Here is a 26,258-nt window from a genome sequence, read left to right as displayed (position 1 = left end):
GGAGATCTTCCCGGCCGGACGTCCCCGTTCAGCGCCCCCCGGCGACCAGCAGCGGCGCCCCGCCCGGCGCCGACGCCGGCCCGCCGTTCACGGCGGGCGCCCCGAGCAGCGGCGAGGCGGGGACGGTCGACAGCAGACCGCGGGCGGCCAGCTCGGGCGTGACACCCTCACCGAACCAGTACGCCTCCTCCAGATGCGGGTACCCCGACAGCACGAAGTGCTCCACCCCCAGGGCGTGGTACTCCTCGATCCGGTCGGCGACCTCCGCGTGGCTGCCGACCAGCGCGGTGCCCGCACCGCCCCGGACCAGCCCGACGCCCGCCCACAGGTTCGGCGCGATCTCCAGCCCCTCGCGCGAACCGCCGTGCAGGGCCAGCATCCGCTGCTGCCCGACCGACTCGCTCCGCCCCAGCGCCTGCTGCGCGGCGGCGACCGTCTCCGGATCGAGGTCGTCCAGCAGCCGGTTCGCCGTCGCCCAGGCCTCGCGCGAGGAATCCCGCGAGATCGTGTGCAGCCGGATCCCGAAGCGGACCGTACGCCCCCGTTCCTCGGCGAGGCCACGGATCCAGTCGATCTTCTCCTTCACCGCGGCGGGCGGTTCCCCCCAGGTCAGATAGACGTCCGTGTGAGCGGCGGCCACCGGACCGGCCGCCGCGGACGAGCCGCCGAAGAAGATGTCCGGAACCGGGTCCGGCGGCAGCGCCGTCAGCCCGCCCTCCACCTGGTAGTGCTCCCCGCGGAAGTCGAAGGGGCGACCGCCCCACACACCCCGCAGCACCGACAGGAACTCCGCGGTGCGCGCGTACCGCCGGTCGTGGTCCAGACGGTCGCCGAACCGCCGCTGCTCCGTCGAGTCGCCGCCCGTGACGACATTGAGCAGCAGCCGCCCCCGGGTGATCCGCTGATACGTCGCGGCCATCTGCGCGGCGAGCACCGGCGAGATCACCCCGGGCCGGAACGCCACCAGGAACTTCAGCCGCCGGGTGTGCTGGGACAGCGCCGCGGTCGTCAGCCAGGCGTCCTCGCACCAGGTCCCGGTGGGCGTCAGCACGGCCTCGAAGCCCAACTGCTCGGCCGCCCTGGCGATCTGCGCCAGATACTCGATGTCGGGTGCGCGCACCCCGCCGACCGGGGTGATCCGGCTCCGCTTGATTCCGCCGTCGGTGTACGCGTGCCGGTCGACGAGCGTGCGGCCGTCGCCGCCGGTGGGCAGGAACCAGTGCAGATGGACGTTCATGACGTGGCCTTTCCGTACGAACGGGGAGCGGTGGTGGACGGGGGCAGGTCGCGGTTGAAGCGGGTGTCGACGAAGTCCGCGAAGTCGAAGCGCCGCGGGACGAGTCCGAGATCGGCGAAGGTGTCGGCGATCCGCTGCTCGGAGGCGACGGCGGCCGGATCGACCGCGACCGACACCCGGGTCCCGTGGCTGCGCTCCACCGAGTCCAGGGCGACCTCGTAGGGCAGCCCGGTCTCCTTCGCCCAGACCTTCGCCCACTCCTCCGGATGCTTGAACACCCACGCCTGCGCCCGCTTCAGGCGCAGCAGCAGATCGCCGATCGCCCGGGACTTCCCGGGATCCTTCAGCGCGGCGGGCGAGGCCACCTGGAATCCGAGTCCGTTCACCACGCCCTCGCCGGTGGTCAGCACCCGGGCCCCGGTGCTCCGGAGCACCTGCGAGGTGTACGGATCCCAGATCGCCCAGGCATCGACCCTGCCCCGGCTGAACGCGGCCAGCGCGTCGGCCGGCTGGAGGTACTTGAGCTTCACGTCGTCGATGCCCAGCCCCGCCCTCTTCAGCGAGGCGATCAGCTGGTAGTGGGCCGAACTGCCCTGGGCCACCGCGACCGACCGGCCCCTGAGCTGCTTCGGGGAGGTGAGCGGGGAGTCCTTGGGGACCACGATCGCCTCACCGGCCGACGAGCCGTGGGTGGCGCCCACCACGGTGATCCGGGAGCCGGATCCCGCCGCGAAGACCGGAGGCGTGTTGCCGACACCCCCGATGTCCACGGCCTCGGCCTGGACCGCCTCCAGCAGGGGCGGGCCGGAGGAGAAGGTGGACCACTTGATGCGGTAGTCGAGTCCGTCCAGTTCACCGGAGGCGCGGAGGATGGCCTCGTAGCCGCCCTTCTGGTCCCCGACGCCGAGGACGACGTCGCCCGTTCCGTCGGTGGCGCCGGCGGACGAGGCGGACGAGGCCCCTCCGCAGGCGGTCGCCAGCAGGGCCAGGGGCAGCAGCAGGGCGGCCAGGGCACGGATTCTCATCGGTTGCTCCTTCGCTGCGACGCGCGTCGTGATGCGTGATGCGTGCGTCGCGTGTCGGATTCGTGGTTCGTTCGCTTCGTACGTCGCGGGTCCTGCGTCGGGTTCGTGTCGTGCTCCGAGCGGGCGTGCGCGCGGGGGCGTACGCCGTACGCCCCGTTCAGGCGGTGCCGCCCTCGACACCCAGCTCGGCCAGCAACCGGGAGCGCAGCGCCGTGAACTTCGGGCCGCCCGCACCGCGCGGCCGGTCCAGCGCGACCGGTGTCTCGTACGCGATCACCCCGTCCCGCATCACCAGCGCCCGGTCGGCCAGCAGCAGCGCCTCGTCCACGTCGTGGGTGACCAGCAGCACGGCGCAGCCGCGCCGCTGCCAGACCTCGGCCACCAGCCGCTGCGCCCGCAGCCGGGTCAACGCGTCCAGCGCCCCGAACGGCTCGTCGAGCAGCAGCAGATCCGGTTCGCGCACCAGGGCACGGGCCAGCGAGACGCGCTGCGCCTCACCCCCGGAGAGCGTCCTCGGCCAGGCCCCGGACCGCTCCCCGAGCCCCACCTCCGCCAGCGCCCGCTCGGCGAGCGCCCGTCCGGGCTTCCCGGGGAGCCCGAGCAGCACATTGCGCCAGACCCGCTTCCACGGCATGAGCCGGGGTGCCTGGAAGGCGACCGCCCGCCGCTTCGGCACGAGCACCGTGCCCTCGATCTCACGGTCCAGCCCGGCGAGCACCCGGAGCAGGGTCGACTTCCCGCAGCCGCTGTGCCCGAGCAGCGCCGTGAACTCCCCGGCGCGCAGGGTGAGATCGAGCCCGTCGACGACGGCCCTGCCGTCGAAGGACCGGGTCAGCCCCTCGACCCGTACGGCGACGGTCGCCGGGTCGGCGGGAGCTTCGGGGCTCACTGCCCCGTGAAGGTCGGTCGCCATTGCAGCAGCAGCCTTTCGAGTACGCGGACGACGGCATCGGCGGTGAGGCCGAGGAAGGCATAGACGACCAGGCAGACCACGATCACGTCGGTACGGAAGAACTCGCGGGCCTGGTTCATCAGGAAGCCGATCCCGGCGTCGGCGTTGACGGACTCGCCGAAGACCAGGGCCAGCCAGGCGGTGGCGAGCGAATAGCGGAGCCCGGTCATGGCCCCGGGCAGCGCGCCCGGCAGCACCACGTGCCGGACCAGCCCCCACCGGCCGAGCCCCAGCGACTCGCCCGCCTCGATGAGCTGGGCGTCGACGCCGCGGATCCCCGCGTAGACGTTGAGGTACAGATGGAAGGCGACACCGAGCGCGATCAGCGCCACCTTCGGCGCCTCGCCGATTCCCAGCCAGATGATGAAGAGCGGGATCAGCCCGACCCAGGGCACGGTGCGCAGCATCTGCACGCTCGCGTCCACCAGGTCCTCGCCGAGCCGGGAGAGCCCGGACACCAGCGCGAGGGCGGTGCCGACGACGCCGCCGATCAGCAGCCCGGCGGCGACCCGCCGGAGCGAGATCCCCATCGCGGACGGCAGCGTCCCGTCGGCCACCAACCGCCCTCCGGCACGGGCGATGGTGCCGGGCGAGGCGAGCACATCGGCGTGCAGGACGCCGGTGGAACTGAGCACCTGCCAGAGCGCCAACAGCAGCAGCGGCCCGGTGGCGCGCCGGATCCAGCGCGGTACGGCGCGCAGACGTGTGGCACGCGCGGAAGCCGGGACAAGGGGCTCCAGACCGAGTGGCCGGGGACCTGACAGGGCAGATGATTTACTGCGTTCAGGTGATATGTCCGGTGGTGCGACGGCATGGTCGAGGGTCATGGGACCTCCGTGAACAGTCCGGGAAGGGCGAGCCCGGCGCCCGGGGCGCGGAACGGCGTCGCGCGGGGAGCGTTACGGTCCGGGACGCGTGAGGGCAGCCGCGTACGGCGGGCGGAACGGGCGGCGAAGGCCCCCGCTCACCGGCGGCGGAAAGACTGCGGGAACGTCAGCGGCCGCGGCGACACGCGGCGGAGGCCACCCGCAGCAGGTCGATGTGACCGCGCGAAGTGAGCAGAGCTGAACGGAACATGGCGCCGAACGTAGCGATCCCCGAGCGGAGCGGTCAACGGTGTCTCGGCAGCCGGACGCGCGGCATCCGCGTGCGGGCGGGAAGATGGGCCCATGCCCCACGCCTTCGCCACCAGCGTTCTGCACGTCGTCACCGGCACGACGGAGACCGTCACCGACCTGACCGCCGACTGCGAGCGCTTCCTCGCCCAGCACGCCGGGTCCGGGGACGGCCTGCTCAACGTCTTCGTACCCCATGCGACCGCCGGCATCGCCGTCCTGGAGACCGGGGCGGGAAGCGACGACGATCTGCTGGCCGCCCTCCACGCCCTCCTGCCCGCCGACGACCGCTGGCAGCACCGCCACGGCAGCCCTGGCCACGGCCGCGACCACGTCCTCCCCGCCCTGGTGCCACCGCACGCGACGCTCCCGGTGATCGGCGGCCGACTGGAGCTGGGGACGTGGCAGTCGGTGTGCCTGGTCGACACGAACAAGGACAATCCGGAGCGGCAGGTGCGGCTGTCGTTCCTCGGGTAGCTGCCGGCTCGGCGTTTCATGTGCGCAGCAGTGCGCTGCCGCCAGGCGCTGCACGCGCGGAAGGGCTCCGCCGGGTTCCGTCGCCACAGGCGACCCGGCGGTTCACGGAGTCGGCCGGAAGCGGTTGCTGACGGGCGGGTGCACCGGTCGGCGTTGGTCAGCGCGAGAGGTCGGCGTACCGCACGACCTGGACGGCGAGGGCGGTGACCATGACCGTCTCCGCCACCGAGATCGTGAGGAGCGGCCAGTCCTTCGGGCCGAGCGCCCAGTAGATGATGAGTGCCGCGAGCGGGGCCACGCAGAAGGTCAGCAGATCCACGGCGAGCTGGAACCGCTTGCGGGAGTTCCGTCGGTCGTCGCGGCGGTGCGCCGACTCCCAGCCGAAGACTTCGGCCCCTTCCGGGGCGAGGTCCTTCAGTCGAGGGCCCAACTCGTCCCGTATGTACCGGCCGACGGCCGAGATCTTCTCGTCGTTGACCAGATAGGTCCAGCCCAGGATGACCGACATCGGCGGCAGCAGAAGCAGCAGTTCGAGATGGTCGGTCCGGGCCAGCGTCGAGCCGACGACCGCTGCCATGACGCCGAGGGTGGCGTAGATGAGATTGTCGCGGAAGCCGATTCGGGCCCGCTGCTCCTGCTTGATCTGGTCGTACTCGGCGAGCAGGAGTTGGCTTATGTCGATCACTTCGGTTCTTCCTCCAGTCGGGCCAGCTGGGCCGCCAGGCCGCTCAGGCCGGTCTTCTCGGCGCCGCCGCGGAGTGTGGACAGGTCAGGAATCTCCAGGTCCAGCTGGCGGGACAGGCGAGCGATGAGGTCTTCGGCTTCCCGCCGGGTGACCTGTCGCCGAGAGCCGAGGCGCTGGTCCAGGCGGTCCAGCAGAGCGCGCTTGCGGGGCGTCTCGGCGGGGCACCACACGCGGAAGAAGCGGCTGCCCACCATGCGGTACGTGCCGATGCGGCTCACCGGGAGGCCGTTGTCCCCGAAGGCTGCGGCGGGCAGCGAGACCGACCAGGCGCCGTCGTCGTCCTGCTCGGGGGCGACCGAGGTGAACTCCTGCTTGCGGAGCCAGTTCTGGGCCGCCCGCCGGATGCGATCGCCCGCCTCGTCCTCCTTCTCCTCGTTGTCGAGGGTGTGGGTGAGTTCCGGAGCGCGGGCGCAGAGCTCGCTGAGCTCCGGGTCGTGTGCGAGCCCCGCCCCCGCCTGGCCGTAGACGAGCAGCCCCTTCCGGCCGCGCACCAGATAGACCGGCAGGAAGACGAGCTGCTCGTCCACGCTTTCCAGCGTGTCCAGGGCGGCCGGCAGATTGAACCGGGCCCGGTCCTCGCGGTTCCTGAGGCGGTCCAGGGCCAGGCGGTCGAAGCCGGACGTCACAAGGAGCGGGGTGAACCGCGGGTAATGGTCGCTCCCTGTCACCTGGGACAGTCTGTCGCCGGACAGCAGGGTCACGACCTCTTCGTCGTAGTGGGCCCGGGTCAGCGGGGTACAGCTCAGGGCCTCGAAAAACAGCTTGCGGCGGTCCTGGCGGGTGACCACATAGCGGATGTCGTCGTCCACCGAGCGCTGCCCCAACGACGTCAGGGCCAAGCGGCCCCCGGACTCCCGCACATGGCCGATCGCGGTCAGGAAACGTACGGCCTGCGCGACCAGGGCACGGTCCAGGGCGAAGAACGAGGCGAGCTCGTCGACGGTGTGCAGACGCCCGTGGCGCAGCCCGCGCCCCAGGAAGCGGTCGATGAGGAAGAAGTCCTCGCCCTCGGTGATGTCGGCGCGGATCTCCACCTGCCAGACCGGCAGCAGCAGGGCGTAGAGCCGGGTCGGGACAATGCCGTGGCCGAAGGCGGCGTCCTCCAGGACCCGCTCCTGGGGGAAGGGCATGAGGCGCTGGGCGGTGGTCATGGACGGTCTCCTTCCGAGGCCGCGGAGGCATCGTGCCCCGGATCCGGCACGGTCTCGTCGAGCGCCGCCATGACCTCCCGGTAGTTCCGCAGGTCACCGCGGTCCAGCAGATGCTTGTGCAGGTCCTCCGCGAGAGCGCGGAAGCCGGGGTCGTCCGCACTGAGCAGGGTGCCCAGGTCACCGGTCAGGACCAGTTGGCTCTTGGCGCGGGTGAAGGCGACGTTGGCGCGGCGCAGCTCCTTGAGGAATCCGATCCGGCCCTCGCGGTTGCTGCGGGTGAAGCCGTACAGGACGACCTCGCTCTCTCCGCCCTGGTAGGAGTCGACGCTGCCGACCGAGGCGTCCGCGAGCTGCGAGTCGCCGATCAGGGGAGTGAGGTGGCGGACCACCTCCAGGCGCTGGGCGACGTAAGGGACGATCACCACCCACTCGGAACCCCGCCGGTGGTAGAAGGCGGCGAGGCGGGCCAGGAGGCGCGCCTCGCAGAGGTTGGAGGAGCCCTTGCGTCCGCCGCGCTCGGTCCGGCGTCCGCCCGACTCGCGGCGTACGCGCTCGGGCAGCGCGGCGGTGTCGACGAAGGCCATCGGGCTCGCGAACAACGGGTCGGTGTGCCGGTGTTCCTTCTCGGTGAGCAGCTCTCCCCGGTAGAAGACTGCCGAGATGAAGTCGGCGATCTCGGCGGGCATCCGGCGCTGCCGGGTCAGCTGGACGACATGGGAGGCGGGCAGACCGGCACGCAGCTGCTCCAGGGCGCTCTGTGACGTCAGGCGGAGGAGCGCGGGGTCGCCGGTGTCCCGGGCCCACTCGGCCACCGTGCTGTCCAGGAAGGGCGGCAGCTGCCGGTCGTCGCCGACCAGGACGCCGCGGCGTACCCGGGTCAGCGGCACCAGCGCGTCCGGGACGCCGATCTGGCCCGCCTCGTCGACGATCCCCAGGTCGAAGTCGACGCCGGACAGCTCGGGCCGGGACGCGGCCCCGATGCAGGTGGCGCCGACCACCTGGGCGTAGCGGACGAGTTCGGGCACGAGCTGGCTCGTGTCCTGGCCGATCGCGGCCCGCCACTGCTCGCTGAGTTCGCGGCGCTGGGTGAGGAGCGGCAGCGACGCCTCCAACTGTCGGCGCAGGGCGTGCAGGGCGGCTGCCGCGTCGGCCGGGTCCCGCAGCCGCGTGGGCGCGGGCACGTCCGGCATGACGGCGCCGAGCGCGCTCACGGCCATGTCGGCGGCCTCGTAGGCGGAGTGCATGCCCGCGCCGAGCAGGTTCTCCGCCGTCCGGCGGGCGGTCCGGGCCGAGGCGACCGCGGGGTCGTCGCGCACCGCGCGGTCGACCTCGGCACGTGCGGCTGCGGTCTGCCGCTCCAGCTCGGGGCCCAGCGTGTCGAGTTGGTGCAGCTCGTGCCGGACCGCGGTGAGCTTCTCCTCTCCGCGGCGAGCCCTGAAGCGGTGCAGCCGACCGGTCAACCAGGCGTCGGAGCGCTGCTGTTCGGCCCGCACCGTCGCCTGCAGGCGTGCGGCCCGCTCGGCGAGCGAGGCCCGGGCCGAACTCCGTGCGCTCTCCTCGTGCTGGAGCGCGGTGAGGTGTTCCTGCGCCGATGCGCCGGCCGCGCGGACGGCGTCCCGCAGCCGGAGGGCGGCGGCCTCGTCCCGCTGGGCCAGGTCGTCGACCTGGACGAGCCGGGTGGCGAGTTCCGCCGTCCAGGGAGCGGCGGCCTCCGCCACCCGGTATGCCTGCATGCGCTGGGCCATGGTGTGGCGGATTCCCTCGGAGAGGTTCTCCGACTGCTCCTCCAGGAGCAGGGGTTTCACATCGGCGTGGACCTTGGTCTCGTCCCCGACCCGGATGACGACGAGATCTCGCGGCAGCCGGGCCAGTACGTTGTCCACGGCGCGGTTGGTGTGGGACGTGACGAGGACCCGGCCGCCGGCGGAGTCGGTCGCGAGCGCGGTGGTGCGGGCGATCTCGGTGATGGTCCGGGTCTTGCCTGTACCGGGCGGTCCGAGCACCACCAACAGGTCCTCGGTGGTCAACGACTTGCGGAATGCTTCGAGTTGTTCGGGGTCGAGCTCCTCGTGCGGCCGCGCGGTCGTCGGCGGGATGGTACGTACCCGATGCTCGACGAGGGCCGCGAGCAGGCCCGGATTCCTGGTGTCCCCCGCGCGGAGGCTCGCGACGGCCTGCCGCTGCTTGTTGAAGACCACGGTACTCGGGACGAGTTCCAGGGCACCGCGAGCGGGGATCCGGTCCCACGACACGGGCTGGTCGAAGCGGAGGGTGACGGAACTCCCCGCGGTCCTGCTCACCTTGCCGCGGGTCTCCGTGTCCCCCTGGATGCGGACGAGGCTGCCGGCCGGCGGCAGCTCGGGCCCTATGAGCTGGAACTCGTACACCGACTGCGGAGTGTTGCCGCGCCGACCACCCGTGGCCGTCACACGCTGGTACGGGAAGGGGGCGGCCTCGCGCTCGTCCCGGGTGGTGATCTCCTCGGTCGCGTCGATCAGCCGGTCCAACGTGGCGAGGAACTCCGCCTGGGCTTCGCCGACGGTGGCCTCCGGCTGCTGGGGCTCGGTCTCGCCGAGACCCTCCCAGGCTTCTTCGAGGTCCCGCCACTGGGCGTCCGAGCCCTCGGGCACCGCCCTGAGTTCGAACACCATGTGCCAGGCGGGCGGATGCACCAGAAGACAGGACCGGGCGAGGCGCGCGTGGTCGGCGAGGCGCAGCGGGTCGATGTGCTTGACGAAGTAGCCGGTACCCCGATTCGTCGATTCCAGGCGCAGCCGGTACGCACGCGTGTGGACCAGCAAGGACGGCCTGTACGTGCCGTTGCCCGGGCTGACAATGACGGGGGCGCCGCCTTCGAGCTGGTTCAGGTCGTGGACGATCTGCGTGACGTCGGACGGCAGCCCGGCGCTGGACTCGGACTTTGTCCGGAGCTGTTCGTCCAGCTTGATTCCCGGTACGAGTACCAGGGGAGCGCGCAGGGCGACGGTGGTGACGGACATCGACGGCGCTCCTCAGCGCTGGGGCGGCGGGACGGACGACAGCTCGGGGAGCGTGCCGAGCAGGGCGTCGCGGAACGCACGGATCCTTGGGCGCTCCTGCGGGTCCTCCCGCAGCGCACTGGCGACCGCGTGGACGAGACCGACCGGCACAGCCTCCGTGGTGGGGCGGTAGGGCGGCAGCCCGGGGGCGGGGTAATGTCCGGTCAGGGCCCGGTGGAGCAGCGTACCCAGTTGGTAGACGTCGGTGGCGGGTCCGGGGCGGAAGCGGGAGCCGTACCGCTGCTCGGGCGCCTGACCGGGCCCGGGGTTCTCGCCCGTCCGGGGTGGCACCGCTGCGAGACCGAGGTCGCGCAGCACCGTCCGCTGCCGCTTCATGACGACCGCGGTCGGCTGGAGCGCCCGGTGCGAGTATCCCGCGCGGCTCAGCCGCTCCAGGGCCACGGCCACCTCGGCGAGCCCCTTCACGATCGACCACAGCCGCATCGGGTCCACCGGCGCGGGCGCCTCGGGCAGCAGTTCGTGCAGGGTCTCCAGGGGGTGGCCGAGCTTCGGGTCGGCCGGCCAGGCCAGGGCGAGCGTAGCGGTGTTCCTGCTTCCCGCCAGCTGTACGACGCCCGGGCCGCGGACCTCACGGCACAGCTTGGCTTCCCGCTGGAACACGGCCAAAGGGTCGGGGTGCGGGAGGCGGAGCGACCTCGGCCACTCGACCTGGCGCAGCCAGACGTAGGCGCCGGGGGAGCCCGAGTCGGACAACAGGCGGGCCACGGCCTGACGCCGTACCACGTCGCCGTCCCGCGATTCGTGGAGGAGGTCCCCGGGCCCCTTGTACAGCAGATACCGGTGGTCCCCGACGTCGACGACGGGCTGACTGTCCCAGGCCGCGGGTCCGGCCGCGCGGTGCGGTCCGGGCACCACGACGACAGCGGGTGCCGTGGCCGGCTCCGGGGCGGACGGCCGGGCGGGGCGCAGATCGCGCAGCACCCGCACCGCGAAGGCGGCGGCGTGCCGGGACGCTGTCTCCTGGGAGCCCGCGGCATCCGCGGAGGCCTTGCCGGGGCCGGCGTGGTCGCTGATGCCACGGATGGCGAGCATGCGCACGGTGCCGCGCATGGCCGCCGCTCGTGCGACGCCCTGGCTCTCCATGTCCACGGCCACGGCGTCGTTGTAGTGGCTCCGAATCCGGCGGACCGTCTCGGAGTCGTGGGAGCCGACCAGCACGTCCCCCGAGGCGATCGGCTCGATGTGCACCCTGGGCACCGGGGTGGGGCGCGCGTCGGGGGAGAGGAAGGCCCATGGATCGTTGCCTTCCCGGCGGGCGGAGCGCACCAACTGTTCCATGGCATGGGTCGGTTCCCAGGCCTCGGGCCGCGCGCTGAAGCCGTCCACGCTCTCGCGGCCGCCGTGATATCCGTAGATCTTGCTGGCGACGACGACATCACCGAGCCGGATGTGGTCCTTGAGCGCACCGGCGACGCCGACGAAGAACACCGCCTCGGCGTCGAAGTGCTCAATCGCTGGCTGCGTGACGAGCGCGGCGCGGGTGTTGGTGGGGCCCGTCTCGGCCAGGGCCACTTCCCAGTCGAGGCCCGGTATCCGGCCGACGTCGAGCAGGGTGCCCTGCGGCAGCTCGACCTCCCGTACGTTCTCCAGGTGGCGGCGGACCGCCTCGTACTCCACCTGCAGGGCGGTCAGCACGACCACGGTGGGTCGCCGACGCCTTGTTCCCCCCAACGGAACCCCTCGCATCTCCGGGATCTACGACTCGACCACGACTCCCGCCAGGGCATCCGCCCGGCACCTGAGGTGGAGTTCGAGGATCACACTAGCCCGTATGTTCCGGAGGTCATTCGGTAATCGGTTGACTCCTTAGCGTACTTCGGCGACCCCATAGCAACGGCACCGTTCCGGTGCAAACTCGCCCAGGAGTCGGGGGTCGGTGCGGGAGAGGAGCATCTCGGTCCGGGGGCGGAGCATCGGGTCGAGCTGGTCGGGCTGCGGGACCACCCAGAAGTGGCGGTCTCGGTGGTGCGCGCGGTGGAGAAGATCTCGCTCTTGACCGATCCGGGGGTCACCACCGACACCTGGACCGGGGCCCCGCGCATCCGCATTTCGAGGTGGAGGCTCTCGGTGAGCGCGAGGTTGGCGAACGTGGTGGCGCTGTAGGGGCCCGGTGCGGTGACCTTTTTCAAGGCGTCTGTATCGCGTCGGTCGTGGGTCTGGTGAATTCATTCTGAATTGCAGTCGTGGCAGGGCTGTCCCATGCGCTCGATTCCACGACCGGCCTCCGGGGCGGTAATTCGGATCAAGTGATCACCCATGCCGACGGGCAGGGCGAGACTCAGGAATAATGGCCTAGACCATCTATGGGTGTCAAGCCCTCCACCTGGGGTGGCGCCGTCGAACGTCCAGCGGGTGAAGGCGAGTTGGCGCTCGTGTCCGGAGGGCCGGGGGGCGGTTGACAGTGGCGGCGTGCACGCGCCACGATGCGTCGCATTGCTCCACGAATTCGCTTTGCCTTGCCAGCCGAACCGAGGAGAGAGATGTCCCCCAGGACGAGTCGCAAGCTCACCGACAAGGAATTCGCGGACATCAAGCAAACGGTCGCGATTCGCTCTGCTTCCCGGGCAGGATTACGTGCCGACCGTTCCTACGCGGCGGATATTCCGCGTGAGGTGAGTCTGCAGCTCACCTACAAGTGCAACCTTCGCTGCACGCACTGCTACCAGTGGAACGAGCAGGGATTCTTCCGGGACTGGGGAATCGACAAGCAGCGGCAGGAGCTCGCCCCGGAACTGATCGAGAACATCCTGCGGGAGACGTCGGGGGTGCCCGGGCGGCTGTACATCTGGGGCGGCGAGCCCCTGATGCACAGCAGGTTCGACGAGGTGTCGCGTCTGATCGAACGTTATCCGCGCACCGTGACCATGTGCACCAACGGTCTGCTCTTCCAGCGCCACATGGACGATCTGCTGCGCATCGGGGAGCATCTCAACCTTCTCGTGAGCCTGGACGGGCTGGATTCCGACCACGACGAACTGCGCGGCCGCGGCACGTTCAAACGGACGATGAAGAACATGGAGGCCATGCTCGACCTCCAGCGGAAAGGCGAGTACCGCGGCCAGGTCTCCGTCGGATGCATGGTTTCCCATGTCACCGTGCACCGGATGTACGAGTTCATGGAATGGGCGGAGGAAGTCGGGGTCAACACCGTCTACTTCCAGTTCCCCTGGTACATCGGCCCACAGGTCGCCGAGGCGATGGACGACGTCTACCGCGAGTACTTCGCCTGGCTGGAGCCCGACACCGGCACCGCCCGTCCCACCTGGCACTCCTACACGTACCGGCTGCCCGAGGAGCTGCTGCCGGTGCTGCGGGAGTCCATGGCGCGACTGGCCTCCCGCACCTGGTCGCCCCGGATCCGCTATCAGCCGGAACTGACGGAGGACGAGGTGGAGCCGTTCATTCTCGGCACCTCGCGCCCGGCGCAGAGCCGCACCCGCTGCCTGGCCGTCACCAACCGCATGGAAGTGCACGCGGACGGAAACGTGAGTTCGTGCAAGTTCTTCCCGGAGTTCGTCGTCGGGAATCTCTACGAGACGCCGACGCTGCAACTGTGGCAGAGCGAGCGGTTCCGCCGCGTCCGGACCATCCTCGCGGAGACGGGAATGATGCCGGTCTGCTCGAAGTGCATTCTTCTCTACATGAACGGGGTGTGAACGGTGCAGGAAATGAACGACATCGAGACCCGTGTGATGCACGTCCTGGCCAAGGCGCTCAGCCGTAGAACCGAGCCCGTAGAGATATCGCCCGAAGTCGACATGGTCGCCGGCCTCGGCCTGGATTCGCTGGAAGCCATCGAATTCCTTCTGCAGATCGAGGACGAGTTCGACATCGAGCTGGACTTCGAGAACCTGAGCCTGCAGCAGCTCAATTCGGTCCGTACCTTCAGCGCCGAGGTCGTCGCGCGCCGGGAACCCTCCCGGTGACGGCCGGAGCGGGCTCGCGGCGGCCCCGGGGCACCGCCCGCTTCGGCACCTTCGACGCGGAGCGGTTCTGGCGCCCCGCCTCCCTCGCCCGGTTACCCAGCCTGGCGGGCGCCGGGGCCCACTCGGTGGTCGCCGGCCTGGACGAGACGCTCGCCGCGGCCTGCCGGCCCGACGACCTGCTGGTCACCCGGGGCGCCCTGGCCCCGGCCCAGCTCGACGCACTCGGCGAGGCAGGCATCACCTTCCGGTCCCTGGCAGCCGGAGAAGCGACGACGGGCGACGCCGGAGCCGTCGTGGAGCAGGCGCTCGCCGATGACCCCGCCCTGTGCGCCGCCCTGGCCACGACCGCGGACATCCGGCCGTACGCGGTACTCCCGGCGACCGCGCGGCTGCCGCGGCGGCATCCCGGAGGAGCCGGCGAGCTGCCGCCCCCCTCCGTGGTCCAGCAGGTCAACGGCAAGGCGTGGTCGTCGGAGCTGGCGGCCGCGCTCGGACTCCCCGGAGCGGGCACCGTGGTCCGCTCCGCGGACGAACTCACCGCCGCCGTGGAACGGCTCGCGGGCACGGTCCTGGTGAAGGACCCCTACGGGGTGGCCGGTCGGGGCACCGTCGAACTCACCGGGCCGGGGGCGCTGCGCCGGCTGGTCCGCAGACTGCGGACCCAGGAGAACGAGGGGCTGCACACCGAACTGGTGGTGCAGCGCCGCTACGAGCGGGCCCACGACTTCTCCGCCCACCTGGAGGTGCGCCGCGACGGCACCTGGTCCCTGCGCGGCCTTCAGGGCATGACCAACGGCGGCTACCGGCACGCGGTCTCCCACCCGGTGCCGCCGGAGCTGCCCGCCGAACTCGACCGGCGCGGCTATCCGGCCGTCCTGGAGCGAGTGGCGGGCGCCCTCGCCGCGGCCGGCTACTTCGGCCCCGCCGGAATCGACTCCATGCTGCTGGCCGACGGCGGCTGGCTGCCCGTGCTGGAGATCAACGCCCGGATGTCGATGGGGCTGCTCACCCTGGAGCTCGACGAACGCGTCCGGCCGCACGGCCTGCGGGCGCATCTGTGGCAGCAGGACATGTTCGTGGAACCCGGAGCCGACGTGACCTCACTCCTGTCCGCGCTGCGTACGGCGGGACTGCTCTACGGCGGCGGCGCCCGGCCCGGGGTCCTGCCCCTGTCCGGCGGCACCCTGCGCACCCCGAGGGGCCGGCTCGTCTGCGCCGCGCTCTGCGCACCGGGCGACTTCCCGGCGCTGCGCGCCCGTACCGAGGGCTGCGCGGCGACCGCCGGGATCTCCACGACACGTGCGGAGGTGCCCGCCGGATGATCGCCGTCCTCACCTCCGGGGTGGCGCTGGGCGCCCACGTCCCGGGTCTGCGCCTCGCCCAACGGCTGCGCGAGCGCGGCGCGGACGTCATGGTCGACGTACTGGAACGCCGGCTGCCCGCCGACCGGCTGGCGGCCGTCGTGGAGTCCCGCCGGCGCTTCCAGCGGGACCTGCGCTTCGCGGTGGCCGCCCAGGGCCTGGCGACCGACCCGGTCGACGACATCGCACCGCGGACCGTGGCGGCGCTGGAGAAGCACTGGGAGGACCAGGGGGTGGAGACCTTCGTGGTGTTCTCCGGCTTCTGGCTGCGCCTCCTCGACGGCTACCTCGACCGCCGGCCGACCCGCACCATCGCCTGCCATGTCGACGCCGTGATCTCGCCGTCGTACCGGCGGGCGGGCCGCTTCGCGCCCGGCGCCGAGCATGTGTGGCTGGCCCGCGAGGACGGCACCCTGCCCTGGACCATCCCCGTCGACACCCGCCCGCCGGTCCCCTGGCCCGCGCGCGGGGGACGGCTGCTGGTCCACGGCGGCGGCTGGGCCATCGGCAGCTACCGGGAGCGGGCGCGGGAACTGGCGGGGGCCGGTCTGCCGCTCGACCTGATCGTGCCCGAGGCGTCCGCGGCCGTCGAAGGGGTCCGGTGCCTCACCCTCGACCCCGACTGGCATCCCTGGCACGACGACGGTCTGCCGCCGCTGCTCGAAGTCCCCACGGAACCCGGGCGCCCGGCGGATTCCCGGGGGCGGGGGCGGCAGCTCTCGTACGAGCTGGCCCGGTCGGCGAGCGCCATCGTCAGCAAACCCGGCGGCGGGACCCTGCTCGACAGCCTCTGGACGGCCACCCCACTGGTCCTGCTGGAGCCGGCGGGCGGCCACGAGGCCGCCAACGGAAGGCTGTGGCGGCGGCTCGGCTTCGCCCTGTCCTACGACGACTGGCGTGCCGACGGCTTCGCCCCCGAACGCCTGGAGCCCTTGCACCGGGCACTGCTCGGTGCCGCCGCCCGGCCGCGCAACCTGCTCGACGGCCTGCTGACCCCGCGAACCTGAGGCGAAGGCGGAACACCCATGACCACCACCATCCACGACCAGGACCTGCGGGCCGCACAGCAGATCTGGGACTACCTGCTCCTCGACGGGCCGGTCCGCCCCTGCTCCGCCGCGATCGGACTCGGCAGCCACGACCTCGGGGTCGCGACGACCGCGGCCGGCCACTACCGTGCCGGGCTCTTCCCGACGCTCGTGTTCACCGGCGGCAACAGCCCCACCACCAAGGACCGGTTCCCGCGCGGCGAAGCGGTGCACTACCGGGAGCACGCGATCGCCCTCGGCGTCCCCGAGGGCGCCGTGCTGGTCGAACCGCGCGCCGCCAACACCGGACAGAACATCACCTACACGCGGGCGTTGCTGGACCAGCGGGGCCTGGCCGTCGACTCCGTACTGCTCGTCTGCAAGCCGTACATGGAGCGACGGGCGTACGCCACCTGCCGCAAGCTGTGGCCGGAGGTCGCTGTCGGGTGCGCGTCCGAACGCATCGGCCTGGCGGACTACCTGGAGGTCATCGGAGACCGCAAGCTCGTCATCGACATGCTGGTCGGGGAGTTGCAGCGCATCCAGGAGTATCCGCGGCTCGGCTTCGCGACCGAGCAGCCGGTCCCCGCCCCGGTCCTCGGGGCCTACGACCGTCTGGTGCGCGCCGGGTACGACAGCCGCCTGGTCAAGGCGTGACCGGACGGCCGTCGCACGGTCCGTCTCAGCCCCGGCCGTCGATCCGGCGCAGCCGCCGGATCGACGGCACGGCGAGCAGCGCCGCCGACACGGCGACGGTGCACACCGCACCGGCCAGCAGCATGGACCGCCGGCCGAACAGCTCCGCGGCGGGCCCGGCCAGCGCCTCGCCGACCGGAAGGAACGCGATCGAGCCCGCGATGTCGTAGGCGTACACGCGGTTGACCACCTCGTGCGGCACCTGGGTCTGGATGCTGGTCGCCCACATCACCCCCCAGAACGCGATCCCCAGACCGCCGACGGCCGCGCCCGCCGCGATCGCCGGTACCGGCAGCCCGCTGCCCACCACGAACGGGAGGACGGCGAACAGTCCCACCCCCACCGCCCCGGCCCGCAGTGGGAAGACGGGCCGGAGCCGCATGGCGAGGAGACCGCCGGCGACGGTGCCGCAGCCGAGCGCCGAGTTGACGAGGCCGTAGTCGGTCACACCGTGCCGCTGGACCATCTCCGTGGCGACCAGCGGGGCGGTGGGGCCACGCGCCGTCAGCGCGAAGAAGCTCCACAGCGCCAGGACACCCCACAGCCACGGCCGCACCCGGACCGCCCGCCAGCCCTCTGCCAGCCCCTGGCGCATGGAGCCGGTCGCGGACCGCGCCGTCCCCGATTCCCCGGCCCGCTTCTCCGGCCGCGCCGTACGGCCCGGCAGCCGCATCGCCCACAGGCACAGGGCGCTGGCCGCGTAGGTCCCGGCGTGCACGGCGAAGACGCTGCCTGCCGACGCCACGGCGACCAGCAGCCCGGCGGCCGTGGGCCCGGCGAGCGACATCACGGCCTCGACGGTGCGGATCGCCCCGTTGCCCCGCTGGGTGTCCGAGGACAGCTGGCGTACCGTGCCGGCCACTCCGGGCTGGAAGACCGCGGCGGCGCCGCCGTTGACGAGACCGATCACCACGATCTGCCAGAGCGCCACCCGGCCGGAGAGGAAGAGACCGGCCGCGCAGGACTGGCTCACCAGCCGGACCAGGTCCGCCCCGATCATCAGCCGCCGGGGATCGACCCGGTCGGCGATCACCCCGGCGAAGACGACCAGGACGGCCCAGGACACCGTGGGCACCGCCATGGCCACACCGACCGACGTGGTGCTGTGGCCCTGTTGCAGCAGCCCTCCGGCCAGCGCCACCGGCAGCATCGTGTCGCCGAGCCGGGCCACGGCACGGGAGAGGAAGAACAGCCCGAAGTCCCGTGACCACAGCCGCCGGTCGCGCTCTTCCACCGCCACGTCACCGCCGGCTTCGGGGTGCGCCCGCGCACTCACCGCGGCAACACGCTCTCGACCAGGGACGCGACCGTGCCGTCCGCGTCGCGCGCCGCACCGGCCAGCAGTGCCAGTACGTCGTCGGCGATTTCCTCGGCCACGGCCGGCCCGCCGGGCGGACCCCCGCAGAAGGCCCGCGCGGTCGTCGCCTCGGGGGTGAACTCGAAACGCAGGGTGGTGACGCTCAGGTCCAGGGCCGGGCGGAACGGGCCCAGATCGCGCGGAGTGCGCTCGTCCGGTTCCGGGACCGGGCCGATGCCGCCCGCGAAAGGCGTCGCGGCCCCGCCCGCCGTCCCCACGTGCAGCTGTACGTAGTCGACACCGTCGGAGAGCAGCGCCGCGCCCAACGGCGGTACGGCACAGGCGAGATCCGCGACGCTCAGCGCGGAGAAGCGGAGGGCGGGCAGATTCTGGCCCATGACGGAGGCGAAGCAGTCCTTCACGGCCTGGTCGGGATCGATGCGGCAGACCACCGGACGGTCGTGCACGAAGCAGCCGGCCGCGACGTCGAACCCGGACCGTTGCCGCGTGGAGACCGGCGTGAACAGCGCGAGCGTACGCGGCCCGCCGCGGTGCCAGATCGCCGCCGCGGTCAGCGCCGCCAGGACGGCGAAGGCGGTGGCCCCGTGGGCCCGGCAGACGGTGTCGACCAGCGTGTGCAGAGCCGGCCCCCGGTAGAGCTTCTGGACCTGGCCCAGTAAGAGGTCGCCCGCCCCCTCGGCGCCCGGCCGCCCGGGACGGGGGATCAGCCCCGCAACCGGTTCGAGGCCGTCCAGGGTGCGGGACCAGTACCGGGTCTCGCGCTCGGCCCGTGTCGCGGCCTCGACCCGCTGTTCGCACAACTCCCGGTATCCCACCGGAAGTTCCGCCGGTCCGTTGTCGGTCCGTCCGGGCTCCTCGGCCAGCAGGGCCGCCAGCTCGGCCGTCAGGACCCGCTCGGCATGCCCGTCGCAGACGAGATGGTCGAGGGTCACCAGCAGGAACCGCTCCGGCCCGGCCGAGTCCTCGATCAGCTCGTACTCCGCACGGCCGGGGATCTCGCGCACCTGCGGCGATCCCAGGCAGGCGGCCTTCCGAGCGGCCAGCAGCTCGCCCGCGCTCCCACCGGGGCGCGCGACGACGGTGCGCAGCCGGGGCGTGACGTCCTCGATCCGCTGGAGATAGGGCGCCCGCCCGACCAGGGCGCTGCGCAGCGCCTCCTGCCGCCGCTCCAGACGGGAGATCGCGGACCGGATCCGGGCCCCGGTCACCTCTGGCCGCAGAGGGAGGGAGATCAGTGTGTTGCGGAAGATCCCGGGGCCGAAGAGGCCCTCCAGGAAGAGCATGCTCCGTTGTTCCGGAGCGAGCGGGAACGGGGGCAACGAGATTCTCCCGACGTGGAGTTCAGCCTCGAACCAGAATGGACTGGACCAATTTTGTCGATCGAGAGGGGATGCTAGGTCCTCGTCGGGATCACGGCAAGAGCCACGGACGGCACCTCTGCCGTCCGTGGCTCCTGTCCGGTCGTTGTCCCCGGGGCGCGCTACCTGCGCATCACCAGGAAGGTGATCAGCGCGGCGAGGGCCAGCCCGCACAGCACCGCCGCGGCGATCTTGACCTTGCTGTAAGGGCGTTCGCCGATGACCTCGGCGGTGCGGGCGTTCACCATGACCTGCCAGCTGGTTCCCGCGTACAGATAGGTCAGGAACCACACGGGCAGCAGCATCAGCTTGAACGTGAGCGCCGAGTAGTGCGTGTCCAGCGAGCTGACCCGCTGCTCGTCACCGCCGATGTCGGCCCGGCAGTCGGACCTGATGACGGTGGCCATCCGCTCCTTGGCCGTCACCAGCCCGTCCTCGGGCTCGATGTCGTACCGCACGGTCTGGAACCCGGCCAGGTACTCCGCCTGGAACGGCCTGGCCTCCTCCAGCGGCCACGGGGTGAGCTTGTCGAGCTGCTCGTTGCCGACGTGGGTGGTCCCGGCGACGAGGACGTCGTCGAACGCGCGGCCGACCGTACCGGAGGCGGGGGACCAGCGGGTCCGGCGCACCTCGCGGGTCTTGGTGACGGTCTCGCCGTTCTCGGTGGTGGTGTACGTCTCGGTGACGTAGTAGTAGTCGCCGCGCTGGCCCCGGTAGTGGGTGAGCGTCTGCGCGTCGTAGGTCCAGTGCGGCAGGTAGCTGCCCCGGAACGTCTCCGCCTCGCCGACCTTCTTCAGCCGGGAGGGCGCGAACCAGCGGGACGACGTCCAGGCGCGCAGCGCCTCCCGGGCCGCGTCCCGGTCCAGGCCGAAGGGGAGCACGGCCTCCGGCCGCACCCGCTCGGCGGCCGAGGCGTCGGCGACCAGCGCGGTGTCGCAGAACTGGCAGCGCAGGGAGAGGGCGTCGCTCTCGGTGTGGGCGCCGCAGCCCGGACAGACATAGGTGTGCGTCCCCCCGGCCGGGGCGCTCCGCTCCGCGACGGGCAGGGCGGCCAGCTCGTCGAAGCCGTGCTCGCGGACCTCGCGCCCCGCCGCGGCCACCACCGCCTGCTCATGACCGCAGTACGGGCAGTGCATGGCGTCGGAGCCCGGCGCGAACACCACCGCGGCGCCGCACGCCGGACAGGGATAGGAACGGGAACCGGCGCCGCCCCGGGCGCTCTGCTCTTCGGTGTCCACCGTCGTACCGCCCCTCAGCCCTGCGGCGGGAGCGGCGGGGGCACGGCCCCGAAGAGCCCGGCGATGTCGGGCACCTGTCCGGCGGGGAGCCAGCCGGACATCCCCTCCTTCCAGACGAGCACCGTCCGGGTCAGGGTGCCCGCGCTCACCAGGCCGGCCAGCGCCGCCCGGTCGTAGGGCCCCTGCTGGGTGCCGTCGACGCCGAGGAACCACTGCTCCGCCACGGGCAGCGGCGGCGGGCCCGCCGGAGGAACGGGAGCGGCGGCGGCAGCGGGCTGCGGGGCGAGCCCGGCGGCCATCCGCTGCCCGGCGGCCATCCCGAGCCCCAGCCCCATGCCGTCACCGACACCGCTGCCGGGCGTGTTCGCGGCGGCGGCGAGCGCGTCGGCCGCCCGGAGCTGGGTGTACTGGTCGAGATTGCCCGCGATGCCCATCCGGGAACGGGTGTCGATGGCCTCCTCGACCTCCGGCGGCAGCGAGATGTTCTCGATGACGAACGTGGGGACGGCGATGCCGACCGGCTGCAGCTCCTGGGTGAGCACCCCCGCGAGCCTGGCGCCGATGGCCTCCTGCTGGGTCGCCAGATCCAGCATCGGCACCCCCGAGGAGGCGAGCGCGCCGCCCAGTTTGCCGACGATCAGCCGGCGCAGGTACTGCTGCACCTCCTCGGTACGGAACTGCGGGTCCGTACCGGCCAGCTCGCGCAGCAGCGCCGCCGGGTCGACGACCCGCGCCGCGTAGGCGCCGAAGGCCCGCAGCCGCACCATGCCGAACTCGGGGTCGCGGACGATGACGGGGTTCTGCGTGCCCCACTTCATGTCGGTGAACTGGCGGGTGGTGACGAAGTACACCTCGGCCTTGAACGGCGAGTCGAAGCCGTACTTCCAGCCCTTCAGCGTGGACAGCACCGGCATGTTCTGCGTCTGCAGGGTGTACGTGCCCGGCTGGAAGACGTCCGCTATTCGGCCCTCGTTGACGAAGACCGCGGTCTGGGACTCGCGGACGACGAGCTTGGCGCCCATCTTGATCTCGTTGTCGTGGCGCGGAAAACGCCACACGATGGTGTCCCGGCTGTCGTCGGTCCACTCGATGATGTCGATGAATTCCCCGCGGATGCTGTCGAACAGCCCCATGGAACTTCCCCCGCTCGCTGATGCGCCCCGCTTCCGAACTGACAGGGAACGATAGCAACCGGCACCGACAGCCGGCCGGGCCGCTTCGGTGTTCTCGCTGCTCGGACGGGGTGCCGGACGGTCCCGGACGCCGTTTCGGCCGCCGAGCCGCCGGACGGGCCGCATCCGGCCCGCCCCACGGCCGCGTGCTACGTTCGCGTCATCGGACGACCGGGGGCGCGCAGGTGACGGAAGCAGGCGGACCGCAGCCGACGCCGCAGGCACGGCTGAGGAGGCGGCCCCAGCAGGCACGCAGCCGCGCCCGGGTCGAGGCCGTCCTCGCCGCGGCCGACCGGATCCTCTCCCAGGAGGGGTACGAGGCGCTGACGATGCGGCGGATCGCCGAGGAGGCGGGCACGCCGGTCGGCAGCATCTACCAGTTCTACTCCGACAAGAGCGCCGTCGTGGACGCGCTCGGCCGGCGCTACCTCGACGCGTTCAAGACCGCCATCGACGGACTCGTCGAGCGCGCCCTCCGGGGCGGGCTGACCGATCCGGTGGGCACGATGGTCGACAGCTACGCGGAGATCTTCCGGTCCCAGGAGGGCGGCACGGCCCTGTGGGCCGGGCGCCATCTCAGCCCCGAGCTCGCACGGGCCGACGAGGCGAGCAACGCGTACATCGCCGAGGGGCTGCGGCGCATCGTGGAGCATCTGACCGGCGCGTCCGGCGGCGAGCGGGTCGAGCGGGCGACGCGGATGGTGGTCTGGGCCGCCAACGCCGTGCTGCACGAGGTGTTCAGCGGCGACGGCGATCCGGATCCGGAGACCGTGGACGAGCTCAAGCGGATGCTGAACGCCTACTGGGCCGACCTGACCGGGCGGCTGACGGCCGAGGGGTGAACCGGGGCCGTCAGCCGCTCGCCGTCAGTCGCTGTGGACCCCGACCTCCTTGAGCGAGAAGCCCCAGTCGGTGCCGCGCTCCGCGCACTGGATCCGCACGTAGCGTGCCGGGGTCCGGGCGAACCACGCCGTGTCCAGGCCGCCGTCACCGGCGGTCGTCGACCAGACCGTCCGCCACTCCTCGCCGTCCTGCGACAGCTCGACGCGGTACGCCTTCGCGTACGCCGCCTCCCAGTCGAGGGTGACGCGCTTGACCGGCTTCACCGAGCCGAGGTCGATCCTCAGCCACTGGTCGTTCTTCCACTCGCTGGCCCAGCGGGTGGACCTGTCCCCGTCCACGGCCTTCCCCGCGGCGAAGTCGACGAACGGGTTCCACCACTGGGTCGTGGACGCCGAGGCGGCCGCGCCCGTAGCGAGATCGGCTCCGGACGCGTGCTTCTCGGTGCTGCCCCAGGTGCGCAGGTAGGACTCGGCCCCCTTGAAGAGGTCGTCCACGACCTTCTGGCCGCCGACGATCCGGATGTCCTCGATCCAGTCCGGGACCATGCCGTAGTGGGCGCCGCCGTCGGTGTTGAAGTCCCAGGTGCGGTCGCCGGTGGTCTGCTTGTCGATCACCGAGCCGCCGTCGGTGCTGCGGAACGGGTACGTCACCGGGTTCGGCGTGTCGGCGCCCCGCGGGGCCGGCCAGCCGCCCACACCGTTCATGTCGGTACCGAAGCCGTAGCCGACCTGGTACTTCTCGCGCAGCGCCTCGGTGCGCCGGGCCTCCGCGCTGAAGCCCTCGGAGCCGCCCATGTACTGCGCGGCGAACCCGCCCAGCTTGTAGAGGCGCTCGGTCCAGCCGAGGTCCATCCAGCTGTGCGAGGAGATGGCTCCGGGGTACGCCTCGGACTCGAGGATGTCGAAGGCCTGCCCGGCGGCCTTGACGCTCATGTGGTCGAGTTCCAGCATCATGTGACGCTTCATCATGCCGCGTACGGCGTAGGCGCCGAGATCGGTAAGCCCGCGGGTGTTGCACTGCGCGCCCGAGGCGTACGTGGGGACGGCCACCCCCTTGGGCAGCCGGCTCTCCGCCTCCGACGCCGTCGCGTTGCCGATGGGGTTGTCGTGCTGCGGACCGCGGCAGTCCTCCGTCTTCCAGAACGTGCCGGTCGACAGGAACTGGCCCACGTTGATCGCCGTACCGAGGGCGCCGGAGTCGAAGCGCACCCCGCACAGGGCGTTGTCGAACTTGTGGCACAGGAACATGCTGCTCACGCCCAGCCCGCGCAGCTCGTCCAGGCCGCGGTCGATGTCCTGCTCGCTGCACTGCGCGACGTCCAGGATCTGCTTGCAGCCGAACGGTTCGGAGGTCTCGACGCCCATGACGACGGCGAGCTTGCCCTGCTCGACGACCTGGCGGGCCTGCGTGCTGCTGGTGACGATCCGGAACCAGCCCTTGCCGGGGCCGCCGTACATCGTGTCGATGAACGCCTGCATGTCGTACGTCTTCTTGGCTTCGAGGCGGATGGCGGCCATCTCGTCGCAGCCGCGGTCCTTGAAGAAGTAGACGGAGCAGATCACGCCGTTGGTGACCAGGTTGTTCACCAGCACCCGCTGGCCGCCGCGCCAGGCCCGTTCGATCCAGGCGTAGTAGTTCTGCTGATGGGTCAGCGAGTCGTGGGCGGGCCAGTCCTTGAAGGTGGGCCACCCGTCGGGGTCGTGCTTGCCGTCGCCACCCTTGGTGATCATGTCGAAGATGGCGAGCGAGCCGTCGGGGTAGTGCTCGGGGCAGTCCTTGAGTGCGTCGGCCACGCCCTGCTCGGAGAACGGCTTGCCGCAGATCAGCCGGCCGCCGAAGCCCTCGTTGGACATGATGTGGTCATGGGCGTCGACGAAGCCCCGCACGCGTCCCTGGGCGTCGGTGCCCTTGAAAGGTTCGCCCGTCACGTCGATGCGGGAGTCGGGCGCGGGCCGCGCGGTCGGGTTCCACCAGCCCGGATCGGATTCCGCCGCGGAACTGGGCAGCGGGCCGAGCACCAGGGCCATCACGGCCAGGAGCAGTGACACCACCGTGAGGGAGCCGAGCCTGCGGCGTGGGGGTCGAACCATGGTCATCACTCACCTTGATTGACATGCGCATTCAAGTTACTGGCGGGTTCAGAATCGTGACCACGGCCGACGGAGTCAATGGCCCGGTTCAAGAAAGATGAGAATTTCTCATCTTTCTTGAACTCGCGCTGTGCGGAGGCGGGTTGTCGGTCCGTCGAGCGTCGACGGCCTGGGTGCCGGGACTCGGCCCCGTGGCCGCCGTCATGCCACGCCGCGGATCCGGTGGACCAGGAGGCCGCCGACGAGGGTGACGAGGGCGGTGGCGGTGTAGAGGCCGGTGTAGCCGCCGAGGTGGGCGATGACGGGTGCGGCGAGGGCGGGTGCGAGGACCTGCGGTCCCGAGTTGGCGATGTTGATGACGCCGAGGTCCTTGGCGCGGTCGGCGGCGTCGGGCAGGACCTGCGTGACCAGGGCCTGGTCGACGGCGAGGTAGACGCCGTAGCCGGCACCGAGGACGGCCGCGGCGGCGAGGGCGGCGGGCCAGGTGTGGAACAGGGCGAGCACCACCGCCGCCACGGCCATGACCAGTGAGCACAGGACGACGAAGACCTTGCGGCGCCCGGCACGGTCGGACAGGGCACCGGCGGGGACGGCCGTGAGCGCCGCGCAGAGGGTGTAGACCACCGTGAGGATCAGCACCCCGGTGCCGGGGTCGCCGTAGTGGACCGCGTCGGCGAGGAAGTAGAACAGGTAGAGGGTGCCGAGGGCGTTGCCGAGGTTGATCAGGAAGCGGGTGAGCCAGGCCCAGCCGAAGTCCGGGTGTTTCCGGGGGCTCACCCACAGCGAGCGGACGAAGGTGCGCACGTCGAGCGGGGGGCGCAGTTCCCGGGGCAGGGGAGGCTCGGAGTGGCGCAGTACGAAGGGGAGGGCGAGCGCGACGGTGAGTACGGCGAGCATGCCGTAGCCGGAGCGGACGCCGGTGATCAGCTGGGTGGTGAGCAGCGCACCGAGGACGAGGCCGAAGGACTGCATGAGGCCGGTCCAGCCGGACACCTGGGCGCGCTGCGCGAGCGGCACGCGGTCGGCGATCGGGGTGGTGACCCCGGCCAGCATGGCGTTCAGGCCCGCCTGCGCGAGGCACCAGCCGACGGCGACCCCGGCCACGGTGTGCTGGCCGGCGGTGAACGCCAGGCCCGCCGCCCCGGCGAGGCCGCCGCCGAGGATCCAGGGCCGGCGGCGGCCGAACCGGCCGGTGGTGCGGTCCGACCACGCCCCGGCGAGCGGGTTGGTCACGACGGCGACGAGCGCACCGAGGCCGGTGACCAGGGAGAGCGCGCCGTTCTTGCCCTGTGGGTCGATGTGCTCCAGTTGAAGGGGCAGCAGGATCTGGATGGGCGTCATGAACGCCATGAAGACGGCGAGCGTGGCCAGCGAGAGGTGCGCCGTCCAGCCGGCCCTGACCGGGGCGGTGGGCTCGGCGAAGACGGCGGCGTCCGCCGCGGAGGCGTGGGGCATGGCGACTCCGTC

At 71.8% G+C, this 26,258-nt stretch carries 22 protein-coding genes; 7 read left to right on the top strand and 15 right to left on the bottom strand.

Going from position 1 to position 26,258, the window contains the following annotated elements:
- Positions 1–28 precede the first annotated feature (28 nt).
- The 5 genes from ACF08W_RS18755 to ACF08W_RS18735 form a co-directional block, all read right to left on the bottom strand.
- Positions 29–1,237, bottom strand: a complete 1,209-nt coding sequence (locus ACF08W_RS18755) for an LLM class flavin-dependent oxidoreductase (protein WP_392279881.1) — start codon at positions 1,235–1,237, stop codon at positions 29–31.
- Positions 1,234–2,262: an ABC transporter substrate-binding protein gene (locus ACF08W_RS18750; RefSeq protein ID WP_392279880.1), complete on the bottom strand. Its 1,029-nt coding sequence runs from the start codon at positions 2,260–2,262 to the stop codon at positions 1,234–1,236. The genes ACF08W_RS18755 and ACF08W_RS18750 overlap by 4 nt, the downstream gene beginning before the upstream one ends.
- 157 nt (positions 2,263–2,419) lie before the next feature.
- Complete coding sequence (locus ACF08W_RS18745; protein ID WP_352274390.1) at positions 2,420–3,175, bottom strand: ABC transporter ATP-binding protein; 756 nt, start codon at positions 3,173–3,175, stop codon at positions 2,420–2,422.
- On the bottom strand, positions 3,148–4,041 hold the full coding sequence (locus tag ACF08W_RS18740) for an ABC transporter permease (RefSeq protein WP_352274391.1): 894 nt from the start codon (positions 4,039–4,041) through the stop codon (positions 3,148–3,150). Before ACF08W_RS18740 ends, ACF08W_RS18745 begins: the two co-directional genes overlap by 28 nt.
- A gap of 166 nt (positions 4,042–4,207) precedes the next feature.
- A complete protein-coding gene (locus ACF08W_RS18735) occupies positions 4,208–4,291 on the bottom strand; it encodes a putative leader peptide (protein WP_352274548.1) in 84 nt (27 codons plus the stop codon).
- 92 nt (positions 4,292–4,383) lie between these two features.
- Here ACF08W_RS18735 and ACF08W_RS18730 point away from each other — a divergent pair, with 92 nt between their 5' ends.
- The gene (locus ACF08W_RS18730) at positions 4,384–4,806 is read left to right on the top strand and encodes a YjbQ family protein (protein ID WP_392279879.1); all 423 of its coding nucleotides are present in this window, start codon (positions 4,384–4,386) and stop codon (positions 4,804–4,806) included.
- 157 nt (positions 4,807–4,963) lie between these two features.
- Here the strand turns inward: ACF08W_RS18730 and ACF08W_RS18725 are convergent, their stop codons facing one another.
- The 4 genes from ACF08W_RS18725 to ACF08W_RS18710 are packed head-to-tail and all read right to left on the bottom strand — an operon-like array spanning position 4,964 to position 11,396.
- Positions 4,964–5,491, bottom strand: a complete 528-nt coding sequence (locus ACF08W_RS18725; protein WP_392279878.1) for a hypothetical protein — start codon at positions 5,489–5,491, stop codon at positions 4,964–4,966.
- Positions 5,488–6,702 carry a hypothetical protein gene (locus tag ACF08W_RS18720; protein ID WP_392279877.1) on the bottom strand — a complete coding sequence of 405 codons (1,215 nt, stop codon included), beginning with the start codon at positions 6,700–6,702 and terminating at the stop codon, positions 5,488–5,490. The genes ACF08W_RS18725 and ACF08W_RS18720 overlap by 4 nt, the downstream gene beginning before the upstream one ends.
- Positions 6,699–9,701, bottom strand: a complete 3,003-nt coding sequence (locus ACF08W_RS18715) for a DEAD/DEAH box helicase (protein ID WP_392279876.1) — start codon at positions 9,699–9,701, stop codon at positions 6,699–6,701. Before ACF08W_RS18715 ends, ACF08W_RS18720 begins: the two co-directional genes overlap by 4 nt.
- A gap of 12 nt (positions 9,702–9,713) precedes the next feature.
- Positions 9,714–11,396, bottom strand: coding sequence for a hypothetical protein (locus ACF08W_RS18710; protein ID WP_385213698.1), 1,683 nt, complete (start codon positions 11,394–11,396; stop codon positions 9,714–9,716).
- A 977-nt stretch (positions 11,397–12,373) separates the two neighbouring features.
- On the opposite strand from ACF08W_RS18710, the gene ACF08W_RS18705 reads away from it, so the two are divergent.
- From ACF08W_RS18705 to ACF08W_RS18685, 5 genes are read left to right on the top strand one after another with little or no spacing between them, the layout of a single operon-like run.
- Entirely contained in the window at positions 12,374–13,417 is a 1,044-nt protein-coding gene (locus ACF08W_RS18705) for a radical SAM protein (protein WP_392279875.1), read from the top strand.
- Between the two features lie 12 nt (positions 13,418–13,429).
- Positions 13,430–13,687 carry an acyl carrier protein gene (locus tag ACF08W_RS18700; RefSeq protein WP_385213695.1) on the top strand — a complete coding sequence of 86 codons (258 nt, stop codon included), beginning with the start codon at positions 13,430–13,432 and terminating at the stop codon, positions 13,685–13,687.
- On the top strand, positions 13,684–15,009 hold the full coding sequence (locus ACF08W_RS18695; RefSeq protein ID WP_392279874.1) for a hypothetical protein: 1,326 nt from the start codon (positions 13,684–13,686) through the stop codon (positions 15,007–15,009). Before ACF08W_RS18700 ends, ACF08W_RS18695 begins: the two co-directional genes overlap by 4 nt.
- A complete protein-coding gene (locus tag ACF08W_RS18690; protein ID WP_392279873.1) occupies positions 15,006–16,055 on the top strand; it encodes a hypothetical protein in 1,050 nt (349 codons plus the stop codon). The genes ACF08W_RS18695 and ACF08W_RS18690 overlap by 4 nt, the downstream gene beginning before the upstream one ends.
- Positions 16,056–16,073: 18 nt before the next feature.
- On the top strand, positions 16,074–16,733 hold the full coding sequence (locus ACF08W_RS18685) for a YdcF family protein (protein ID WP_385213687.1): 660 nt from the start codon (positions 16,074–16,076) through the stop codon (positions 16,731–16,733).
- Positions 16,734–16,758: 25 nt separating this feature from the next.
- Here ACF08W_RS18685 and ACF08W_RS18680 read toward each other — a convergent pair whose 3' ends face one another.
- The 4 genes from ACF08W_RS18680 to ACF08W_RS18665 all read right to left on the bottom strand — a co-directional run bounded on the left by ACF08W_RS18680 (position 16,759) and on the right by ACF08W_RS18665 (position 21,819).
- Positions 16,759–18,012 carry an MFS transporter gene (locus tag ACF08W_RS18680; protein WP_392279872.1) on the bottom strand — a complete coding sequence of 418 codons (1,254 nt, stop codon included), beginning with the start codon at positions 18,010–18,012 and terminating at the stop codon, positions 16,759–16,761.
- Between the two features lie 32 nt (positions 18,013–18,044).
- Positions 18,045–19,373: a condensation domain-containing protein gene (locus tag ACF08W_RS18675; RefSeq protein ID WP_392279871.1), complete on the bottom strand. Its 1,329-nt coding sequence runs from the start codon at positions 19,371–19,373 to the stop codon at positions 18,045–18,047.
- A 197-nt stretch (positions 19,374–19,570) separates the two neighbouring features.
- Positions 19,571–20,686: a hypothetical protein gene (locus ACF08W_RS18670; RefSeq protein ID WP_392279870.1), complete on the bottom strand. Its 1,116-nt coding sequence runs from the start codon at positions 20,684–20,686 to the stop codon at positions 19,571–19,573.
- Between the two features lie 14 nt (positions 20,687–20,700).
- Positions 20,701–21,819: an SPFH domain-containing protein gene (locus ACF08W_RS18665; RefSeq protein ID WP_385213674.1), complete on the bottom strand. Its 1,119-nt coding sequence runs from the start codon at positions 21,817–21,819 to the stop codon at positions 20,701–20,703.
- Between the two features lie 224 nt (positions 21,820–22,043).
- Here ACF08W_RS18665 and ACF08W_RS18660 point away from each other — a divergent pair, with 224 nt between their 5' ends.
- Positions 22,044–22,700 (top strand): TetR/AcrR family transcriptional regulator, encoded by a 657-nt coding sequence (locus ACF08W_RS18660; protein WP_392279869.1) that lies wholly within the window; start codon positions 22,044–22,046, stop codon positions 22,698–22,700.
- Between the two features lie 24 nt (positions 22,701–22,724).
- On the opposite strand, the gene ACF08W_RS18655 is transcribed toward ACF08W_RS18660, so the two are convergent.
- Together ACF08W_RS18655 and ACF08W_RS18650 are read right to left on the bottom strand one after the other, a co-directional pair.
- Positions 22,725–24,797 carry a discoidin domain-containing protein gene (locus ACF08W_RS18655; protein ID WP_385213668.1) on the bottom strand — a complete coding sequence of 691 codons (2,073 nt, stop codon included), beginning with the start codon at positions 24,795–24,797 and terminating at the stop codon, positions 22,725–22,727.
- A 195-nt stretch (positions 24,798–24,992) separates the two neighbouring features.
- The gene (locus ACF08W_RS18650) at positions 24,993–26,246 is read right to left on the bottom strand and encodes an MFS transporter (protein ID WP_392279868.1); all 1,254 of its coding nucleotides are present in this window, start codon (positions 26,244–26,246) and stop codon (positions 24,993–24,995) included.
- Positions 26,247–26,258 lie beyond the last annotated feature (12 nt).

This window comes from Streptomyces sp. NPDC015144, assembly GCF_043079735.1.
Taxonomy (GTDB): domain Bacteria; phylum Actinomycetota; class Actinomycetes; order Streptomycetales; family Streptomycetaceae; genus Streptomyces.
This window is presented reverse-complemented; position numbering and strand designations above follow the sequence as displayed.

Coding starts and splice junctions, on each gene's coding strand:
- ACF08W_RS18755 (WP_392279881.1), bottom strand. CDS start 1,237: ATGAACGTCCATCTGCACTGGTTCCTGCCCACCGGCGGCGACGGCCGC.
- ACF08W_RS18750 (WP_392279880.1), bottom strand. CDS start 2,262: ATGAGAATCCGTGCCCTGGCCGCCCTGCTGCTGCCCCTGGCCCTGCTG.
- ACF08W_RS18745 (WP_352274390.1), bottom strand. CDS start 3,175: ATGGCGACCGACCTTCACGGGGCAGTGAGCCCCGAAGCTCCCGCCGAC.
- ACF08W_RS18740 (WP_352274391.1), bottom strand. CDS start 4,041: ATGACCCTCGACCATGCCGTCGCACCACCGGACATATCACCTGAACGC.
- ACF08W_RS18735 (WP_352274548.1), bottom strand. CDS start 4,291: ATGTTCCGTTCAGCTCTGCTCACTTCGCGCGGTCACATCGACCTGCTG.
- ACF08W_RS18730 (WP_392279879.1), top strand. CDS start 4,384: ATGCCCCACGCCTTCGCCACCAGCGTTCTGCACGTCGTCACCGGCACG.
- ACF08W_RS18720 (WP_392279877.1), bottom strand. CDS start 6,702: ATGACCACCGCCCAGCGCCTCATGCCCTTCCCCCAGGAGCGGGTCCTG.
- ACF08W_RS18715 (WP_392279876.1), bottom strand. CDS start 9,701: ATGTCCGTCACCACCGTCGCCCTGCGCGCTCCCCTGGTACTCGTACCG.
- ACF08W_RS18700 (WP_385213695.1), top strand. CDS start 13,430: ATGAACGACATCGAGACCCGTGTGATGCACGTCCTGGCCAAGGCGCTC.
- ACF08W_RS18690 (WP_392279873.1), top strand. CDS start 15,006: ATGATCGCCGTCCTCACCTCCGGGGTGGCGCTGGGCGCCCACGTCCCG.
- ACF08W_RS18685 (WP_385213687.1), top strand. CDS start 16,074: ATGACCACCACCATCCACGACCAGGACCTGCGGGCCGCACAGCAGATC.
- ACF08W_RS18675 (WP_392279871.1), bottom strand. CDS start 19,373: ATGCTCTTCCTGGAGGGCCTCTTCGGCCCCGGGATCTTCCGCAACACA.
- ACF08W_RS18665 (WP_385213674.1), bottom strand. CDS start 21,819: ATGGGGCTGTTCGACAGCATCCGCGGGGAATTCATCGACATCATCGAG.
- ACF08W_RS18655 (WP_385213668.1), bottom strand. CDS start 24,797: ATGACCATGGTTCGACCCCCACGCCGCAGGCTCGGCTCCCTCACGGTG.
- ACF08W_RS18650 (WP_392279868.1), bottom strand. CDS start 26,246: ATGCCCCACGCCTCCGCGGCGGACGCCGCCGTCTTCGCCGAGCCCACC.